Genomic DNA, 18,566 nt, shown 5'->3' with positions numbered 1-18,566 from the left:
ATTATATGAATGTCATACAATTAAAAGAAGATAAGTTCAGAGAAGCATTACGTTTATCAGAATACGCTTTTCAATATAAAGTAGATGAGGAACGATTACAGCAGCAACTTACAAAAATGAAGGAAAGTCATGAAATATACGGCATTATGGAAGGGGAAGACTTAGCTGCAAAACTACACCTCATTCCGTTTCATATTTACATAGGTAAAGAAAAATTTAAAATGGGTGGCGTTGCAGGAGTAGCGACGTATCCAGAGTACAGAAGAAGTGGGTATGTAAAAGAGCTACTTCAACATTCACTTCAAACAATGAAAAAAGATGGCTATACAGTCTCTATGTTACATCCATTTGCTGTTTCATTTTATCGTAAATACGGCTGGGAACTTTGTGCGAATCTACTCAAATGTCATATGAGTAAGAGCGATTTAGTAATGAAAAAACAAGTAAATGGTACTGTGAAACGTTTTAATAAAGAAAATCATCCAGAAGAAGTAGAGAAGCTCTATGAAGCATTTGCAGAACGTTTTTCATGTATGTTAGTTCGAGAGAAGAACTGGTGGTTACAAGCGGTTTATGATGATTTAACATTAGCCATTTACTATGATGAAAATAAAAAGGCAGCAGGTTACATGTTATACAAAATAGAAAACTATAAAATGACAGTAGAAGAATTTGTACCACTGCATAATGAAGCACGAAATGGTCTGTGGAACTTTATTTGTCAGCATGATTCTATGATTAAAGAAATTGAAATGACAGTAAGTGAGAGCGAACCATTATTATATACATTGCAAGAGCCACGCGTGAAGACAGAAATAAAACCATATTTTATGGGAAGAATTGTAGATGTGGAGCAGTTTTTAAAACAATATGAGTTGAATTGGAACAATGTACAGCAAGAAGTGATCCTAAACATTACAGACGCATTTGCTCCATGGAATAACATAACAGTGAGACTTGCAAATCATGAAATAACAATTGTAGAAGAAACAACGGAAAAAGGAATTAAACTGGATATAACTGCGCTATCGGCAATAATGCTTGGATATAAACGTCCGTTAGAACTAAATGAACTGGAATTCATTAGTGGAAGTGACGAAGTAATACGGTCATTTGAGAATTTAGTACCAGTGCGTAAGCCGTTTATTTATGATTTCTTTTAATTTGCATGTATGAAGGCGGGCTATCCCAAGTGAAATTTTGGGATAGCCTCCTCTTATATTGTGAATTTCTTTCGGTAAGTCGATATATCATGAGAATCGCTGATATAATTAGAGTTGCGCCGATATATCATGAGAATCGCTGATATAATTTTAAGTTGCGCCAATATATCCAGAAAGTTGCTCATATAATTTCATTCACAAATAGGGGATAAGAAATGACAGCTATACTTTGTCACACACTTGACTTTTAGCGTATCTAATTTATAATTAAAAACGGAATGAATTTTCATTCCTGGAAATTGAGGTGGAAAAATGGCTAAAAACAAACAAGAGGATATTTTTGATGCTGCAATACAACTTTTTGCAGAACGAGGTTATGATGGTACAACAATTCCCATGATTGCTGAAAAAGCAAAAGTAGGTGCAGGTACGATTTACCGTTATTTTGAAAATAAAGAAGCGCTTGTTAATTCTTTATTTACGAAAAGTGTTTTACAACTATCGGAATTAATAAAAAATGATTTCCCGGTCGATGCAAATATTCGTGAACAGTTTAGCCATACATACAACCGTTTATTTGAATTTGCGAGACAAAATGCAGATGCTTTTCTTTTTACAAATTCTCACTGTGATAGTTATTTTCTAGATGAACATAGCAATGAAATATTCGAGGACTTCATGGGTTTCTTCATGAACTTGATTGAAGATGGAATCGAAAAAGGTTTGCTTCGTCCATTACCACCAATTGCTTTAATTATTATTGTATATCAACCAATTGAAAAATTAATTAAAGTAATGGAAACAGGGCAGTTAGAATATACAGATGAATTGGTAAAGGAATTGGAAGAAAGCTGTTGGAATGCTATTAGAATCATTTGATTCTATAGCGTTATAAGGATAGGAATGAACATTCATTCCTAAAAAGGTATGGAAAAGAATAACAGGAGATGATAAATCTTTATAACTAAAGGAATGAATATTCATTCCGATTTACCTAGTTTAATATAGTTAATTAATAATTTAATAGAATGATAGGAATGAACGTTCATTCCTGTAAATTTTTTCAAAAGATTAGGAATGAATATTCATTCCACGTGTAAATTTCAAAACGGGAGATGATTCAAATGAGCAAGTTAAAAAGTTGGAGAAGTTTAACTTTTCTATTATGGATAGTTATTACTATTACAATGGTCGTAACGATGCCTAATATGGATAAATTAGTGAAAGAAAAAGGGAAAATTACAATCCCTAATACAAAGCAAAGCAGTATTGCTGACAAGATGATGAAAGAGATGGATAAAGAAGGGGTTGAAAAGTATGAAATTATAGCCGTTTTTAATAGTGGCAATAAGGCAGTTTTAACAGATGAACAAAAAAAGGAAATAACAAAAACAATCAACGCCCTGCGAAATGAAAAAGAGCAATTAGGAATTAAGGAAGTTGTTTCACATTTAGACAATAAAGACTTGGAGAAACAATTAGTTTCTAAAGATAATACGACTATTTTAACGCAAATATCGATAGATAAAAAACATGGTGAAATATCAAAAGTTTCAAATAATCTTCATGAAAAAGTGCAAACGAAAGGGGTAAAAACGTATTTAACAGGAAGTGACTTAATAGCGGGTGATTTTCTTAAATCCTCTCAAGAGGGAGTGAAAAAGACAGAAGTTATTTCAATCATTTTCATTCTTGTAGTATTAATCCTTGTATTCCGTTCACCAGTTGTTCCAATTGTTTCTCTTCTTACAGTTGGTATATCGTATTTAGTTTCAATGGGGGTTATTGCCCAGCTTGTAGATCAATTTAATTTTCCATTCTCAAACTTTACACAAGTGTTCGTAGTCGTCGTCCTGTTTGGGGTAGGAACAGATTATAACATTTTATTATATACGAGGTTTAAAGAAGAATTAAGTAAACAAGAAAATGCATTTTTAGCTACGAAAGAAACATTCAAATCAGCAGGTAAAACTGTATTATATAGCGGAATAGCGGTGCTAATTGGTTTTGCATCACTTGCGTTAGCAAGTTTTAAATTATATCAATCTACTTCAGCGGTAGCAATTGGTGTTTTAGTATTATTACTCGTATTAACAACTTTAAATCCATTTTTCATGGTGCTTTTAGGAAAAGGAATGTTTTATCCAGTTAAAACATTTAAAGGTCATGAGGATAGTCGCTTATGGGGATTCTTTGCGAAAAACTCAGTAGCAAGACCATTTGTCGCTTTAATTATCGTAGTCGTAATATCGATTCCTTTCGTATTAAAATACTCTAATACACTTAATTACAATGATTTATTTGAAGTGGATAATAAGTATGAATCCAAGATGGGTATTAACGTAATAGAGGATCATTTTCCGCCTGGTTTCTCTTCACCGAGTACATTAGTCATTCAATCTGATAAAAAGCTGGATGAAGGAACTTCTCTACAAATTTTAGACGAATTAACTGATAAAATTTCGAAAGTTAAAGGTGTGTCAGAAGTATATGCACCAACACGTCCAACTGGTGAGAAGATAAAAGAATTATATTTAAATAAGCAAGCGGGAGAATTGAATACAGGATTAGGGGATGCCGATGGTGGCATAAAGGAAATTAATGATGGATTAACAGATGCGAAAAATAAAATGGGAAGTAATGATTCAAATAGTCTTGCGAATGTTCAAAAATTAATTGATGGAACGAACGAGGCGAAAAACGGGGTATCAGCATTGGGAACAGCTTTACATCAATTATCAAATGGCATAAACGACGGTGCACAAGGAGCACAGCAAATTGAGAGTGGTTTAGCTTCAGTAAACGAAAATATAAATGTTCTATCTAATGCAACGTCGCAGCTGCATGCTGGTTATGCACAGTTAGAAAAAGGTTTAAACTCTTACGATCAATACTTTGGAAGTATTTCTCAAGCGATTGATGGTGCGAAAAAGGGATATGAACAAATTGAAATGTTAATGACCAATTTCGTTCAAACGAAACCAGAATTAGCGAATGATCCAAACATACAACAAACGATAGGAATTGCTAAAGAGGCTCAAAAGAAATTAAGCGTACTTTCAAATGAATTAAATCAATTAGCAACACAGCACAAAACGGCGATGAGTTCATTTAAAGAAGCGAATCAATCGTTACTGAAAGTGGATAACGGCTTAAAAGAAATGAGCAATGGAGTTAATAAGTTACAAAAGGGAGCAGCCGATCTTAAAAATGGATTAAATGAAGGTTCTTCAGGTTCAAAACAAATTGCAAATAAATCAGTTGAGTTACAGTCTGGATTAACGAAAATAAACGATGGGCAAGGACAACTTTTAACGGGCCTTAAAGACCTGCAAGAAAAGATGGGCCAATTACAATCCGGTTTATCTAAAAGTACAGAAGGGCTTGGAAAAGTAAGTAATGGCCTGCATGACGCACAGAAATATTTAGGGGAGCTCAATGAATCGAAAAGCTCTGAGAAGTTTTATATTCCAAAAGAAGTGCTAGAGGGAGAAGATTTCCAAAAAGCATTGAACACGTACATGTCACAGGATAGAAAAATTGCTAAAATGACTATCATTTTAGATGTAAATCCGTATTCAAAAGAAGCGATGCCAATTATTCAAGAAATTAATAAAACAATCGATGGCACTGTAAAAGGAACGGAATTACATGATGCGAAAACAGCAATTGGCGGAACAACAGCTAGAAACGTGGATTTAAAAGAAGTAACAGGGCAAGATTTCTTACGTACAGCTACGATTATGTTGATTGGCATTGCGATTGTATTAATCGTAATTACACGCTCATTACTAAACACAATATTTATTATTGGCTCATTACTATTGGCGTACTTTGCATCACTTGGTATAAGCGAACAAATTAGTGCACATGTATTACATGTAGAGTCATTAAGCTGGAATGTTCCATTCTTTAGCTTCATTATGATTGTCGCTTTAGGAGTGGATTATAGTATTTTCGTAATGATGCGCTATAACGAGATAGAAGGGGATTCGGTAACGAAAATTGTAACTGCATCTCGTCATATAGGAGGAGTTGTATTATCAGCTGCGCTAATTTTAGGCGGGACATTTGCAGCATTAATTCCATCAGGTGTATTAACACTTATACAAGTTGCATCAGTAGTTGGCGTTGCACTTCTTCTATTAGCTTTAATTGTGATGCCGATATTATTACCAGCGTTAATAGGGTTAACGAGTAAAATGAAGAGTTACAAAGAGAAAATAATAAATACGAAATAAGAAGAGACTGTAGGGAATGATTTCTCTACAGTTTTTTCGGTATATAATATTTCAGAAGAAAATGAATCCGATATATTACAGTATGAGCAGTGAAAGGTTATATGAGAAAGAGGTCGATGATATACATACAATAGCTAGGGGAATGGACAAAAACTATCCGATTTCATTGTAGAAAGGTAATCAACCGTTGCTATTCATCCAGCTTCTACTATATAATAGCTATAGTCTACAATAATTGAGTCGTAATATGCGATTTTTTAAGACAATCGGTGAGAAAACGCTGAAATAAGCGGTATTAGTAGGAGGACACAAATGATTACAGTAAGTAACGTTAGTTTGCGTTTCGCGGATCGCAAATTATTTGAAGATGTTAACATAAAATTCACGCCAGGTAACTGCTATGGTTTAATCGGAGCAAACGGTGCTGGTAAATCAACATTTCTAAAGATTTTATCTGGAGAAATTGAACCGTCAACAGGTGACATACATATTACGCCAGGTGAGCGTCTAGCAGTATTAAAACAGAACCACTTCGAATATGAAGAGTTCCCAGTATTAGAAACAGTAATTATGGGGCACACGCAACTTTACAAAGTAATGCAAGAGAAAAATGCTATTTACATGAAAGAAGACTTTAGTGATGAAGATGGTATGCGTGCTGCTGAACTTGAAGGTGAGTTCGCTGAGCTTAACGGTTGGGAAGCTGAGTCAGAAGCTGCAATCCTTCTTAAAGGTTTAGGTATTGGTGAAGATCTTCATGATAAGAAATTGTCAGAATTAACTGGGGCAGAGAAAGTAAAAGTATTACTTGCTCAAGCTTTATTCGGTCAACCTGACATTCTATTATTAGATGAGCCTACCAACCACTTGGACTTAAAAGCGATTCAATGGTTAGAAAACTTCTTAATGAACTTTGAAAACACAGTTATCGTAGTATCCCATGACCGTCACTTCTTAAATAAAGTATGTACGCACATGGCTGACCTTGATTTCGGTAAAATTCAGCTTTATGTTGGTAACTATGACTTCTGGTATGAGTCAAGCCAATTAGCTTTAAAATTAACACAAGATGCTAATAAGAAAAAAGAAGAGAAAGTAAAAGAGTTACAAAACTTCATTGCACGCTTTAGTTCAAACGCTTCTAAAGCGAAACAAGCAACTTCTCGTAAAAAATTATTAGACAAAATTACATTAGATGATATTAGACCGTCATCACGCCGTTACCCATTCGTTGGCTTCACACCTGAGCGTGAAGTAGGAAATGACTTATTAACTGTTGAAGGTCTTTCTAAAACAATTGATGGTGAAAAAGTGTTAGATAATGTGTACTTCACTTTAAATAAAGGTGATAAAGTTGCATTTATCGGCCGTAACGATATTGCAATGACAACATTATTTAAAATCCTTATGGGTGAAATGGAGCCGGATAGTGGTTCATTCAAATGGGGTGTAACAACCTCTCAATCTTACTTCCCAAGAGATAACTCTAAGTACTTTGAGAACAGTGATTACAACTTAGTTGAATGGTTACGTCAATTCTCTCCACAAGATGAGTCTGAAAGCTTCTTACGTGGTTTCTTAGGCCGTATGTTATTCTCAGGTGAAGAAGTTAAGAAGAACGTTTCTGTATTATCTGGAGGCGAAAAAGTTCGTTGTATGTTATCTAAAATGATGTTAAGTGGTGCGAACGTAATCACACTTGACGATCCAACGAACCATTTAGACCTTGAGTCAATCACAGCGTTAAACAACGGTTTAATCGCATTCAAAGGTACAATCTTATTCACATCTCATGACCATCAGTTCGTACAAACAATTGCAAACCGCATTATCGAAGTAACACCAAACGGTGTAATCGATAAAGAGGCTACTTATGATGAGTTCTTAGAAAATGAGGAACTTCAAAAACAAGTAGATGCAATGTACAAAGGTCAATAATATATAATGAAAAAACTCGCTCTAAAAAGAGCGAGTTTTTTTGTCGAGAAAACGTAACATCGCTGGGAGATCAAATGAATAATTATTCAAATATAATATCAATGAACATGAGAATTTTTTATGTATGGAAGGGATGTAATGAGTTTAAGATTTAAAGAGTTAGTTGAAGAAAGGAAATGTAAGTGGAGTAATATAATCAAATCGCATTATTTTGTCATGTGAAATATGTACCAAATTTGGAGATAGAATAGTTTGCGAATGAGTTTATAAAGGTATATAGTATGGGGTGTCATAATTAGTGGATGAATCTTGGGAGAAAACAGGAAATGTTACAAATTTATTTTGTTAAATAGAAACCAAGGTCAAAATGTCTAGAAAGAAATAGTTGAATAAATACTAGCTTCAAATTATAATTACTAATATTCTTCATATAGTTAAATAAAGATAATCTATTTGAAGAAGAAAATTTGAATAGAGAGACAGACTTATAAAAAATAAGCCTTGGATGATTAAAAGAGGTGGAGAAATGAAACAGTTCTTATTAAAGAGCAAAAATGTGTTAAGCAATCATTTTGGATTCTTTCTGTTTGCCGTTATTTTATTTTGGCTCAAAACATATGCAGCTTATGTAACGGAATTTAATTTAGGAATTTCAAACACAATTCAAAAATTCCTGCTGTTTTTTAACCCGCTTAGTTCAGCAGTTCTATTTTTAGGACTTGCATTATTTGCAAAAGGGAAACGATCTTATATTTGGTTAATTGTTATCAACTTGTTATTGTCGATTCTTTTATACGCAAACGTAGTATATTATCGCTTTTTCAGTGACTTTATTACGTTCCCGACATTAACACAAACGAATAACTTTGGAGATTTAGGTGGTAGTATTGTTGCGTTGCTACATCTTTATGATCCGCTATACTTCTTAGATACAATTATTTTAATTGGATTAGTAGCAACGAAATTTGCAAATCCGAAACCAATTCGTGTTGCGAAGCATAAATTATCATTAGTATTTGTAGCAGGTATTTTATTATTCAGTGTTAACTTAGGTCTTGCAGAGTCTGACCGTCCTGAATTATTAACTAGAACGTTTGACCGTAATTATATTGTGAAATATTTAGGTGCATACAACTACACAATTTATGATGGAATTCAAAGTGCGAAAGCATCGACAGAACGAGCATTAGCTGATGGCGATAATATGACAGAAGTACGAAATTATTTAACATCAACTTATGCAAGTCCAAATCCTGAGTATTTCGGTAAAGGAAAGGGAATGAACGTAATTTACATTCATTTAGAGTCATTCCAAAACTTCTTAATTGATTACAAATTAAATGGTCAAGAAGTTACACCGTTCTTAAACTCATTTACAAAAGATGCGAATACACTATACTTTGATAACTTCTTCCATCAAACAGGACAAGGGAAAACATCTGATGCGGAGTTTATGTTAGAGAATTCAATGTTTGGTTTACCGCAAGGTTCTGTCTTTACAACGAAATCTCATAATACGTATCAATCAGCACCAGCTATTTTAGGACAACAAGGATACACATCAGCAGTATTCCACGGTAACTACAAAACATTCTGGAACCGTGACGATATTTATAAATCATTTGGTTTTAATAAATTCTTTGATGCGTCATACTATGATATGAATGAAAAAGACGTAGTAAACTACGGATTAAAAGATAAACCATTCTTTAATGAATCTATTCCGTTATTACAAACGTTGAAACAACCGTTCTATACAAAATTTATTACGTTATCAAACCATTTCCCTTATCCAATCGATAAGGCAGAAGCAACGATTGAACCAGCAACAACAGGTGATTCATCAGTAGATACGTACTTCCAAACAGCACGCTATTTAGACGAATCTGTAAAAGGCTTCATCGATTACTTGAAACAATCTGGTTTATATGATAACTCAATTATCGTTATGTACGGAGACCATTACGGTATTTCAGATAACCATAACGCAGCAATGTCAAAAGTAATGGGTAAAGAAATGAACTCATTTGAAAATGCACAGTTACAACGTGTACCTTTAATCGTTCGTGTACCAGGAGTGAAAGGTGGCGTACAACATCAATACGGTGGTGAAATTGACGTTCTTCCAACACTATTACACTTACTAGGTACAGATACAAAGAATTATGTTCAATTTGGTTCTGATTTATTATCACCAGATCATAAACAAGTCGTTGCGTTCCGTAACGGTAATTACGTAAGCCCAACAGTTACGGCACTAAACGGCAAATATTATGATACAACTACTGGAAAACCAGTAGAATTTACAGATGAAATAAAGAAAAATGAACAAATGGTTCAAAACTCACTAAAATACTCTGACCAAGTCGTAAATGGTGACTTATTACGATTCTACACACCGGAAGGATTTACTCCAGTAGACCGTTCGAAGTATAACTATAACAACCGTGATAAAAACAAAACGAAAGTAAAAACGACTCCGGAAGGGGAAGCTAAATAAATAATAAAAGGCGCTATTCATATGAATAGTGCCTTTTATTTGTAAATATACCATCATTATTAGACAGAACCAGCTTTTGCTTTTTGTTTTGCCTTTCCGAAGAAAACTACACCGACGATGATAATAATGATAAATGCCCATTTAACGAAAGGGTTACTTTCGAAAAATCCAGCGAACCATTTCTCATCTACAATCATTTTCGCGGCAGTATAAGCTAAAACGGCTGCTCCAATCGTAATGATGACAGGAAAACGATCTACCCATTTTAAAATCAATGTACTGCCCCATACAACTACAGGAATAGAAACTAATAGCCCAATGATTACTAAAGAAAAGTTACCATGGGCAGCTCCTGCAACAGCGAGTACATTATCAATGCCCATTAACGCATCAGCAATAATAATAGTTTTAATGGCAGACCAAAATCCTTCTTCTGCTTTAATATCATGATCTTTGCCTTCAGCGATTAATTTGTAAGCAATCCATATAAGGAGTACACCACCAATTAAAAGTAAACCAGGTATTTTTAATAACCAAACGACAACTAAGGTAGCGAGGGCTCTAATAGCGATTGCCCCGACTGTACCCCATATAATAACTTTCTTTTGTTGATCTTTCGGTAATCTTCTTGCTGCTAATCCAATTACGATGGCGTTATCTCCGGCTAACACTAAATCGATTACAATGATGGCCAGTAGGGCAGACAAATATTCAGGTGAAAGAAAATCCATATACATATCACTCCTTAAGAGTAATATGTGCTAAAGTGTTGATAATATAAAAAAAGGATTGAAATTGTATATTCAATCCTTTTTTTGTCTGTATTCTGATATGTATGTTTTTATTTTGAATAAGTCGCTTTTGTAGTTTTTTACTTATCGCGTTTCTTTCTTAAATTGATTCCAAGCTTCTTCAGTTTGTACTATAAATACGATCATATAATATCGACTTATTTAAACTAGGTTAAAGATAGCATGTGATATTTCAAAGTTAAATTTATTTGATAAAAGGGAAGGGACGTATAATATTGATATGGTGCAAGCGTGTATAGGTTTTCTCTATAAGGAAATTCTAAAAATGATAAAAAAGACTTGATAACCTACTAGAGGGAATCAAGTCTTTTCATTACATACGATTATCATGCCAGAAGTTTAATGGGAAGTGTTCGTTCTCATTATATGCTTCTAATTCATATCCTTTTTCTTTCAGTCCTTTAATAATTCCAGGAACTGCTTTTACTGATTGTGGATGAATATCATGCATAAGGATAACTTCTGTTGGATTTGTAGCACCATGTAACACGTTTTCTACAATTTTAGCAGATGCAGCATCAACTTGCATTTTGTTATATTTCCAGTCTAAAGAATCAATTGTCCAATCCCAAACTTTTAAGCCATTTTCTACAACTTTGTTGCGAAGAGCTTCGTTTAATCCTGGCATAGAGCCGTAAGATGGACGAGTTAATACTGGTGATTTACCTAAAACACCAGCGATTAAGCCTTGGTCTTCCTTCATTTCATCTACGTAATGACCTTCAGTGTAGAGTTTCTTGTAGTTATGAGTCATACTGTGCATCCCAACGTAGTGGCCTTCAGCATCTTCGCGTTTTACAAGATCAGGGAAAGCTTTTACGTTTGAACCAATTAGGAAGAATGTTGCTTTTGCATTTTCTTTCTTTAACATATCTAAAAGCTCAGCTGTGTATTTTCCAGGACCGTCATCAAATGTTAAATAAGCGACTTTTCTAACTTGCCCGTTATAATGTTTTGGCGCTTCTTTCGGAGCAAGAGATGTTTGAATCTCACTTACAAGTTGAACAGATTTTGCTTCATCCTCTGTACTAGCTAGAGCGGTATGTACTGATCCAAAAGCCGCTTCGTATGTGAATAATACCCCCGCACACACTAACATAGCCCTTTTTACTAAAGTTGTCATTCGAATTCCATTGTGCATAATTTTCCTTCTCTCTATAAAAGTTCTACTCTACTATATTAGCAATTATAGGTAGGGAAATGCAAAGAAACTTTTTTACAAGTGTAAAAAAGTTTAGCCAAATGTATGCAAGATTTTAAAGGAATGTCATTTTTAAAGAAATGTCACAAATAATTGGATAAATTGAATTATTAATTGGAAACAATATAAGGGATATTAATTTTAGGAGGTGTTTTAATTGAATTATAAAAAAATGTTTTCAATATTTATGACAAGCATATTTACAGTAGGATTATTAATTGGTTGTAATCCAGCTCCAAAAGACGAAAAGGAGCCAGATCCAACGGAGGAACCTTCTGAACAAAGACAGGAGGAAAAAAATGACAAACAAGATCCTGCTAAAGAAAAAAATAATGAATTAAACAAAAAGGATGAACAAGAACCAGACCCAACAGAAGAACCTTCTGAGGAACAAAAGAAGAAAAAAGAAAACGAGTAGTTGTAGTTTAATGAAATATGTAGCGTGATTTTGTAAAAAAGAATACTTTCTAACACATACAACCACTTTTCTTGTTTTATAAAAAGTGGTTGTATAAAATTGTATATGAATTTAAATATTTCGTGGATATAAATTTTGCTTTAATGCTACTTATTAATTCATATAGTTTGTAATGTTTATTTCCCCTAAAATGAAGCTTGAAATCAATATTAATCTTTCTTTACAAACTCTTCAATTATCATATTAAATTCACCTGTTAGTTTTATCAACAAACTTTATATTGTTACTGCCTTCCGTATCAAATACTTCATACAGCATAATTACCTCTCTCCTTAATTTAAACCTAATACCCTCCTGATGTGTAATAGTAGGTATGGTTGTGTTAAAGTTGTGACAAAAAATTAATTGATTCGTTTATTTTATGAAGATTTGTGCTTTCTTTTAACGATTAAAGTGTTAAATATATTAGAAAGTTTTAATAAAATTAAAAACTATTACCTTGGAAGTAGGAAATAAAAAATTTATAGGAATGAGACTAAAGTCTTAAAACCGAAAGAAGGCTAATCATACTTTCGTATCACTTCATTTTCGTTCTAATTATTGGTTCGAATATTTGTATTTAGCCGACTATATAATGCATTTCATGGTGTGGTGGAAGATGCGAATGAAGCTGTACAAAGATTTGCTGATCGGTATATAAAGGCTCTGCAAGGAGAATTATTTCATACGTAATAGCTTATATTTCATCTCTACATTTATATAACTAGTTTTATATGAATTTTATACGAAAGACCTATTGTTTATTAACTAATAGGTCTTTCAACTTAGGAAGCTCACACTAATGAGGGATGTTAAAGGAAATATATGTAACCTATACTAATTACTATAAAGCTTTGGAAAATGAAAAGGAGGAGATTTGCATGAAGAATTGGGTTCAATTTAGAATTGCAAGACCAACAGATAAATTTGAAGAAGTGATAAGTTTTTATGAAACAGGATTAGGACTAAAACGTATAGGAGAATTTCACAATCACGAAGGATATGACGGGGTTATGTTTGGATTACCAGATGAAGAGTATCATTTGGAGTTTACTACACATGTTAATGGAAGTCCATGTCCAGCACCGACAAAAGATAATTTACTAGTTTTTTATATGCCTAATAAAGATGAAATTGAAAAGATAATAAATCGATTAAGTAATATGGGCTATCATGAGGTGGAACCAGAAAACCCGTATTGGATAGAGAAAGGAACCACAATAGAGGATCCAGATGGTTGGAGAATTGTGCTTATGAATGCATCTGAATAAAGAAACTATTATCATATGAAAAAGAGTGTAACAAAATGATTTATACAAAAATCCCTACAGCGTTTGTAGGGATTTCTATATAAGAAAATCTTATTGAGAGAGTTATTAAAATGTAGAAAGATTTTGGCTAAGAACAAATGTAATACACATAATTTATGAAGGAGGTATAAAAGTATGATAGTAAACCATTTTAAAGAGTTTTCTAAACATGTTGGAAATACACCTCTCATTAAAAATTCTTTCGTAGTTTATATCTTATTCTACGGAAAATTGTTACCATCAAAAAACTGTACATGTTAAATATACAGTTTTTTGATAGTGTAGTTGTGCAATGTTTAGAAATTTCACATACCGTATTTTAAAAATAAATATAGGTAAACCAAAAAGTAATGTAGAATATATCGTACATACATATATAGAGTCAACATAAAAGATAAAGAGGTGGGTATATGTTACTTGAGGAAGTAATGCAGCAACTAGAAGGATATGGAACAGAACAAAATCGAAAAACGTATAAAAACCACGGAGCGAAAGAGCCGTTATTTGGAGTTAGTTTTGCAAATTTAAAATTGTTAAAAAAGATGATAAAAAAAGATCACGATTTAGCAGTTGAATTGTGGGAAACGAAAAATATGGACGCGATGACATTAGCAACTTATATTTTAGACCCGAAGAAAATAACGACAGAGCAGCTTAATAGTTGGGTTCAGGATGTTGATTATTACTGTTTAATGGATGTTCTTATGACATCTATATGTACTTCGCCAATTGCAATAGAAAGAATGGAAGAGTGGACAAAGTCTAATGATGAATGGATTGGAAGAGCTGGCTGGTCTTTATTAGCAAATATAGCGATTAAAAATAAAACGTTACATGATGATTTCTTCTCTCCGTACTTAGAAGAGATTAAAGAAAATATACATAATGAAAAAAATAGAAAAAAAGAAGCGATGAATAGTGCTTTAATCGCAATAGGAATTCGTAATGAAGACTTAGAGCGACAAGCGATTGGAATTGCAAGTGAAATTGGAAAAGTAGAGGTTGATCACGGTGCAACATCATGTAAAACACCAGATGCAGAAAGCTATATAAAAAAAGCGAGAGAAAGAGCTAAAAAAAAGAAAGTGGAATAAGAAAAGAGGAGCGGTTATGAAACCAATCGAAGCAGCACAAAACATAATTACATCACAATTTCCGAATTGTGATGTAGCTTTACTCGGCGGAAGCGTTGCACGAGGAGAAGCGACGAAAACATCTGACCTTGATATTGTAATAGTTGACCACAGTTTAACTTCTTGTTATAGAGAATCTTTCTATAGTAATGGATGGCCTGTTGAGGTGTTTGTTCATAATTTTGAAACATATAAAACTTTTTTCAAAATGGATTGTGATCGAGGGAGACCGTCGTTACCACAATTAGTTTCAGAAGGGATTGCATTAAAAGGGGAACAGGAAATTGTTGAGAAATTAAAAAAAGAAGCGAATGATTTACTACATAAAGGACCAGCTAAATGGACCGAAGAAACGATTAAGCAGAAGCGATATTTTATTACGGATACTTTAGATGACTTTATTGGTGCAACGAAAAGAGAAGAAGAATTGTTTATAGCTAATTTATTAGCGGATTTAGTACATGAATATGTATTAAGAGTAAATGGTATGTGGCTTGGGAGTTCAAAATGGTTTATTAGAGTGCTAAGAAGATATGATGAGCAATATGCAAACAAATTTGTAGCGGCTTTTGATCATTTTTATAAAACGGGAGAGAAAAATGAATTAATTCATTTTATAGAAAAGACGTTAGAGCAGTATGGTGGAAGAGTGTTCGAAGGATTTTCTATTGGTAAATAAAAAGGGGAGAGAACAATGAATGTACCATATGTTCAATTAAGAGAATTGACACTAGATGATGTAGAAGATCGCTATCAATGGTCATTAGATAGAAATGTAACAAAGCATTTAGTTGTACCAGATCAATATCCTCCGTTCACTCGTGGAGATACGAGAAACTGGATTGAAGCTTGTATAAGCCGAAAAAATGGTTATGAACAAAGGGCAATCGTTACTGAGACAGGTATACATATTGGATGGGTAGACCTTAAAAATTTTGATAAAACAAATAAAAATGCAGAACTAGGAATTGCGATTGGAAATAAAGACTATTGGGGTAAAGGATTTGGAATGGCAGCTCTAAACAGCATGTTACAAATAGGTTTTTCCCAGTTTGAATTGGAGAAAATTTGGTTACGTGTAGATGAAGATAATACACAAGCTAAAAAGAGTTATGAAAATGCCGGATTTGTATGCGAAGGGTTAATGAGAAATGATCGATTGAGACAGGGGAAGTTCATTCATCGCAATCGTTACAGTATATTAAAAGAAGAGTATGAATCAAAAAAAGTAGCCTATAAAAATATTATGTAAATTAAAAAGGGGAAGATAAAATGATTCGATTACTTACAAAAGCGGATGCAAAACAATATTGGGAGTTACGTTTACAAGCATTACAAGTAAATCCAGAAGCATTTGTAACGACTTATGAAGAAGCAGTACGTCAAGAAAAACCTCTTGAACGCGTTGCTAGTAATCTTTCATCCAACAGTAGTTTTACATTTGGTGCTTTTAATAATGAAAATCGTTTAGTTGGGGTTGTTACTTTATTAACAGAAGAAAAGGACGCATATAAGCATAAAGGACATATCGTTGCGATGTATGTAGATACTGAAAATCGAAGAAGTGGTCTTGCACGTGATTTAATACGTAAAGCAATTGAAAGGGCAAAAGAGATGAAGCTAGAGCAATTCAATTTAGGGGTTGTGTCAACGAACGAACCAGCAAAACGATTATATGAATCAATGGGATTTAAAACGTACGGAATTGAAAAAAGGGCTATAAAAATGAATGGTGTGTATAGTGATGATGAACATATGGTGTTGTTCTTTTAAGAGAGAAAGTTTTGTATGAAAAAGGGGAAACTGCGACAATAAGATGGGAAATATGGCATATAGCAGATCATAATCGGTATCATCAAGCTCATATAAGTCGATTGAGGAAATTATACAGAGAATATAAACTACATATTCTTTAATTTTTGAATGAACGAACGCCTCTAAATAATAATTAAAGGAGGCGTTTGTTTTTATTCGTTCGCTTTTCTTCCCAAGCTATCATTCAATTTACTGGTTTCTCAATAGAAAACCAGTAAATTGAATGTGCAATAGTTGGTAGCCATCTTTTATAGCGGATGCGTATATTTTCATGGTGAGTATAGTGGGTCGAGATTAAAGTAGATTTTGCCCCTTGAAAATTTTGGTATGTAATGACCTCGATTTCATATCAATGCACTTTATTCCCATGTAAATCTACTACAATTCCTTCATCATTCCAAAATGAAATGTAAGTTTGTATGTAGATTTTTCATCGCGTATACTAAAATATATGTCATAGAGATTAAAAATTAAATACAAGGGGTTTTACAATGAAAGCAATTGTTATAGGGATACTGGCATCATTTTTCTTTGCCTTTACTTTTGTTTTAAACAGGGCAATGGACTTAGAAGGTGGAAGCTGGATTTGGAGTGCATCATTACGGTATTATTTTATGGTTCCAATGCTATTACTTATTGTTATGTATAGAGGGAACTTAAAGCAACTCTTTCAATATATGAAAAACAATCCGAAAGAATGGTTAGTTTGGAGTATCGTTGGATTTGGTCTCTTTTATGCACCGCTTAGTTTTGCTGGAGCGTTCGGACCAGGTTGGCTCGTTGCATCAACATGGCAAATTACAATCGTTGCAGGGATTTTGTTAACACCATTTTTTGCGGTGGATCCACTACATAAAAAACTTCCGATGAAGGAATTAGTTATGTCGGGCATTATTTTATTCGGTGTTGTTCTCATGCAAGTAGAACATGCTTCTTCATTAGGTATTCGTGAAACTATTTTATGTGTAGTTCCTGTAGTTATTGCAGCACTTGCGTATCCTCTTGGAAATAGAAAAATGATGCAAGTTTGTAAAGGGGAATTAGATGTATTTCAGCGAATACTCGGTATGACATTAGCAAGTTTACCATTTTGGTTTTTATTATCTGGTTACGAAGTATCAACTGGCGGATTACCGTCAAGTAGCCAAGTTTTTCAATGTTTTATTGTAGCAGTTAGCTCTGGGTTAATCGCGACAGTATTATTTTTCTTTGCGACAGATCTTGTGAAAGATGATCCGCAAAAATTAGCAACAGTGGAAGCGACGCAGTCTGGTGAAGTTTTATTTGCGCTAGTAGGAGAGCTGATCTGGTTATCTGCACCAATTCCGTCATCATTATCTTGGATTGGTATGAGTCTCGTTATTATTGGAATGATACTTCATAGTTATGTGGCTGTCGTTGTAAAAAAAGAAGAAAAAATAACGGCGTAATGAGATTAGCTCTTTTTATTAAGAGCTAGTCTTTTTTCATAGAAAGGGATGAAAGTATGAATATACAGCGCGTTGAACAAATTGAAAAAGATTCAATATTAAATGTGCTACAATATGCTGTCGGTCCAAATGAAATAAGCTTAAAGAAGGCAGTAATATTTTATCAAAGTAATAAAGGGACTTTGTACAAATATGAAGAAAAAGCTTGTCTAGGTATTGAAATAATCGGAGAAACTAAAGCAAGAATATGTCATATAGCAGTGGCTCCAGATTATCGTCAAAAAGGAATTGCACTGCAAATGATTAAAGAGATTATAAGAGTATACCAATTGACTTATATAGAAGCGGAGACAGACGATGGGGCGGTAGAATTTTATAAAAGAATTGGTTTTCAAGTTAAAAGTTTAGGAGAAAAATATCCAGGGATAGAAAGATTTCATTGTTACATGGAAAAATAGCATGAAAATATATAATTGTACATATTGAATATAGTTTGAAAAAAATAATAATTTCATTATATAATATAGTTATCTGGAAAAATATAGATAAAAGAAGATAGGTGTATA

The 18,566-nt window shown here is 33.4% G+C and carries 15 protein-coding genes and 2 pseudogenes; 15 read left to right on the top strand and 2 right to left on the bottom strand.

Features of this window, described 5'->3' with window-relative positions; all coding sequences use genetic code 11:
- Nucleotides 1-5: 5 nt before the first annotated feature.
- The 5 genes from AXW78_RS14200 (at nt 6) to AXW78_RS14180 (ending at nt 9,842) form a co-directional block, all read left to right on the top strand.
- On the top strand, nt 6-1,163 hold the full coding sequence (locus tag AXW78_RS14200; RefSeq protein ID WP_001100922.1) for a GNAT family N-acetyltransferase: 1,158 nt from the start codon (nt 6-8) through the stop codon (nt 1,161-1,163).
- A gap of 312 nt (nt 1,164-1,475) precedes the next feature.
- A complete protein-coding gene (locus AXW78_RS14195) occupies nt 1,476-2,042 on the top strand; it encodes a TetR/AcrR family transcriptional regulator (RefSeq protein WP_001107290.1) in 567 nt (188 codons plus the stop codon).
- Nucleotides 2,043-2,287: 245 nt separating this feature from the next.
- Nucleotides 2,288-5,404, top strand: a complete 3,117-nt coding sequence (locus tag AXW78_RS14190) for an MMPL family transporter (protein WP_061884296.1) — start codon at nt 2,288-2,290, stop codon at nt 5,402-5,404.
- Between the two features lie 312 nt (nt 5,405-5,716).
- A complete protein-coding gene (locus AXW78_RS14185; protein WP_000633864.1) occupies nt 5,717-7,342 on the top strand; it encodes an ABC-F family ATP-binding cassette domain-containing protein in 1,626 nt (541 codons plus the stop codon).
- A gap of 526 nt (nt 7,343-7,868) precedes the next feature.
- Nucleotides 7,869-9,842: a lipoteichoic acid synthase gene (locus AXW78_RS14180; protein WP_000808745.1), complete on the top strand. Its 1,974-nt coding sequence runs from the start codon at nt 7,869-7,871 to the stop codon at nt 9,840-9,842.
- Nucleotides 9,843-9,901: 59 nt separating this feature from the next.
- On the opposite strand, the gene AXW78_RS14175 is transcribed toward AXW78_RS14180, so the two are convergent.
- Entirely contained in the window at nt 9,902-10,573 is a 672-nt protein-coding gene (locus AXW78_RS14175) for a TerC family protein (RefSeq protein WP_000346948.1), read from the bottom strand.
- Between the two features lie 394 nt (nt 10,574-10,967).
- The gene (locus AXW78_RS14170) at nt 10,968-11,795 is read right to left on the bottom strand and encodes a peptidoglycan-N-acetylglucosamine deacetylase (protein WP_000551445.1); all 828 of its coding nucleotides are present in this window, start codon (nt 11,793-11,795) and stop codon (nt 10,968-10,970) included.
- Nucleotides 11,796-12,012: 217 nt separating this feature from the next.
- On the opposite strand from AXW78_RS14170, the gene AXW78_RS14165 reads away from it, so the two are divergent.
- The 10 genes and pseudogenes from AXW78_RS14165 to AXW78_RS14130 all read left to right on the top strand — a co-directional run bounded on the left by AXW78_RS14165 (nt 12,013) and on the right by AXW78_RS14130 (nt 18,458).
- Nucleotides 12,013-12,273 carry a hypothetical protein gene (locus AXW78_RS14165; RefSeq protein ID WP_001106981.1) on the top strand — a complete coding sequence of 87 codons (261 nt, stop codon included), beginning with the start codon at nt 12,013-12,015 and terminating at the stop codon, nt 12,271-12,273.
- A 618-nt stretch (nt 12,274-12,891) separates the two neighbouring features.
- A pseudogene (locus AXW78_RS35730) lies at nt 12,892-13,005 on the top strand (hypothetical protein); the annotation flags it as partial.
- A 188-nt stretch (nt 13,006-13,193) separates the two neighbouring features.
- Entirely contained in the window at nt 13,194-13,583 is a 390-nt protein-coding gene (locus AXW78_RS14160; protein WP_061884295.1) for a VOC family protein, read from the top strand.
- Nucleotides 13,584-14,032: 449 nt separating this feature from the next.
- A complete protein-coding gene (locus tag AXW78_RS14155) occupies nt 14,033-14,716 on the top strand; it encodes a DNA alkylation repair protein (protein ID WP_000923463.1) in 684 nt (227 codons plus the stop codon).
- Nucleotides 14,717-14,732: 16 nt separating this feature from the next.
- Nucleotides 14,733-15,434 (top strand): nucleotidyltransferase domain-containing protein, encoded by a 702-nt coding sequence (locus AXW78_RS14150; RefSeq protein ID WP_061884294.1) that lies wholly within the window; start codon nt 14,733-14,735, stop codon nt 15,432-15,434.
- Between the two features lie 15 nt (nt 15,435-15,449).
- Nucleotides 15,450-16,007 carry a GNAT family N-acetyltransferase gene (locus tag AXW78_RS14145; RefSeq protein WP_001102506.1) on the top strand — a complete coding sequence of 186 codons (558 nt, stop codon included), beginning with the start codon at nt 15,450-15,452 and terminating at the stop codon, nt 16,005-16,007.
- A gap of 20 nt (nt 16,008-16,027) precedes the next feature.
- Complete coding sequence (locus AXW78_RS14140) at nt 16,028-16,528, top strand: GNAT family N-acetyltransferase (protein ID WP_000620319.1); 501 nt, start codon at nt 16,028-16,030, stop codon at nt 16,526-16,528.
- Nucleotides 16,525-16,671: pseudogene (locus tag AXW78_RS32315) on the top strand (DinB family protein); the annotation flags it as partial. The gene AXW78_RS14140 and the pseudogene AXW78_RS32315, both read left to right, overlap by 4 nt.
- Nucleotides 16,672-17,061: 390 nt before the next feature.
- A complete protein-coding gene (locus tag AXW78_RS14135) occupies nt 17,062-18,000 on the top strand; it encodes a DMT family transporter (protein WP_061884293.1) in 939 nt (312 codons plus the stop codon).
- 56 nt (nt 18,001-18,056) lie between these two features.
- Entirely contained in the window at nt 18,057-18,458 is a 402-nt protein-coding gene (locus AXW78_RS14130) for a GNAT family N-acetyltransferase (RefSeq protein WP_061884292.1), read from the top strand.
- Nucleotides 18,459-18,566 lie beyond the last annotated feature (108 nt).

This window comes from Bacillus thuringiensis, from assembly GCF_001595725.1.
GTDB lineage: Bacteria > Bacillota > Bacilli > Bacillales > Bacillaceae_G > Bacillus_A > Bacillus_A thuringiensis_K.
The sequence above is the reverse complement of the archived record's forward strand: the minus strand, read 5'-3'. Positions and strand labels throughout refer to the sequence as shown.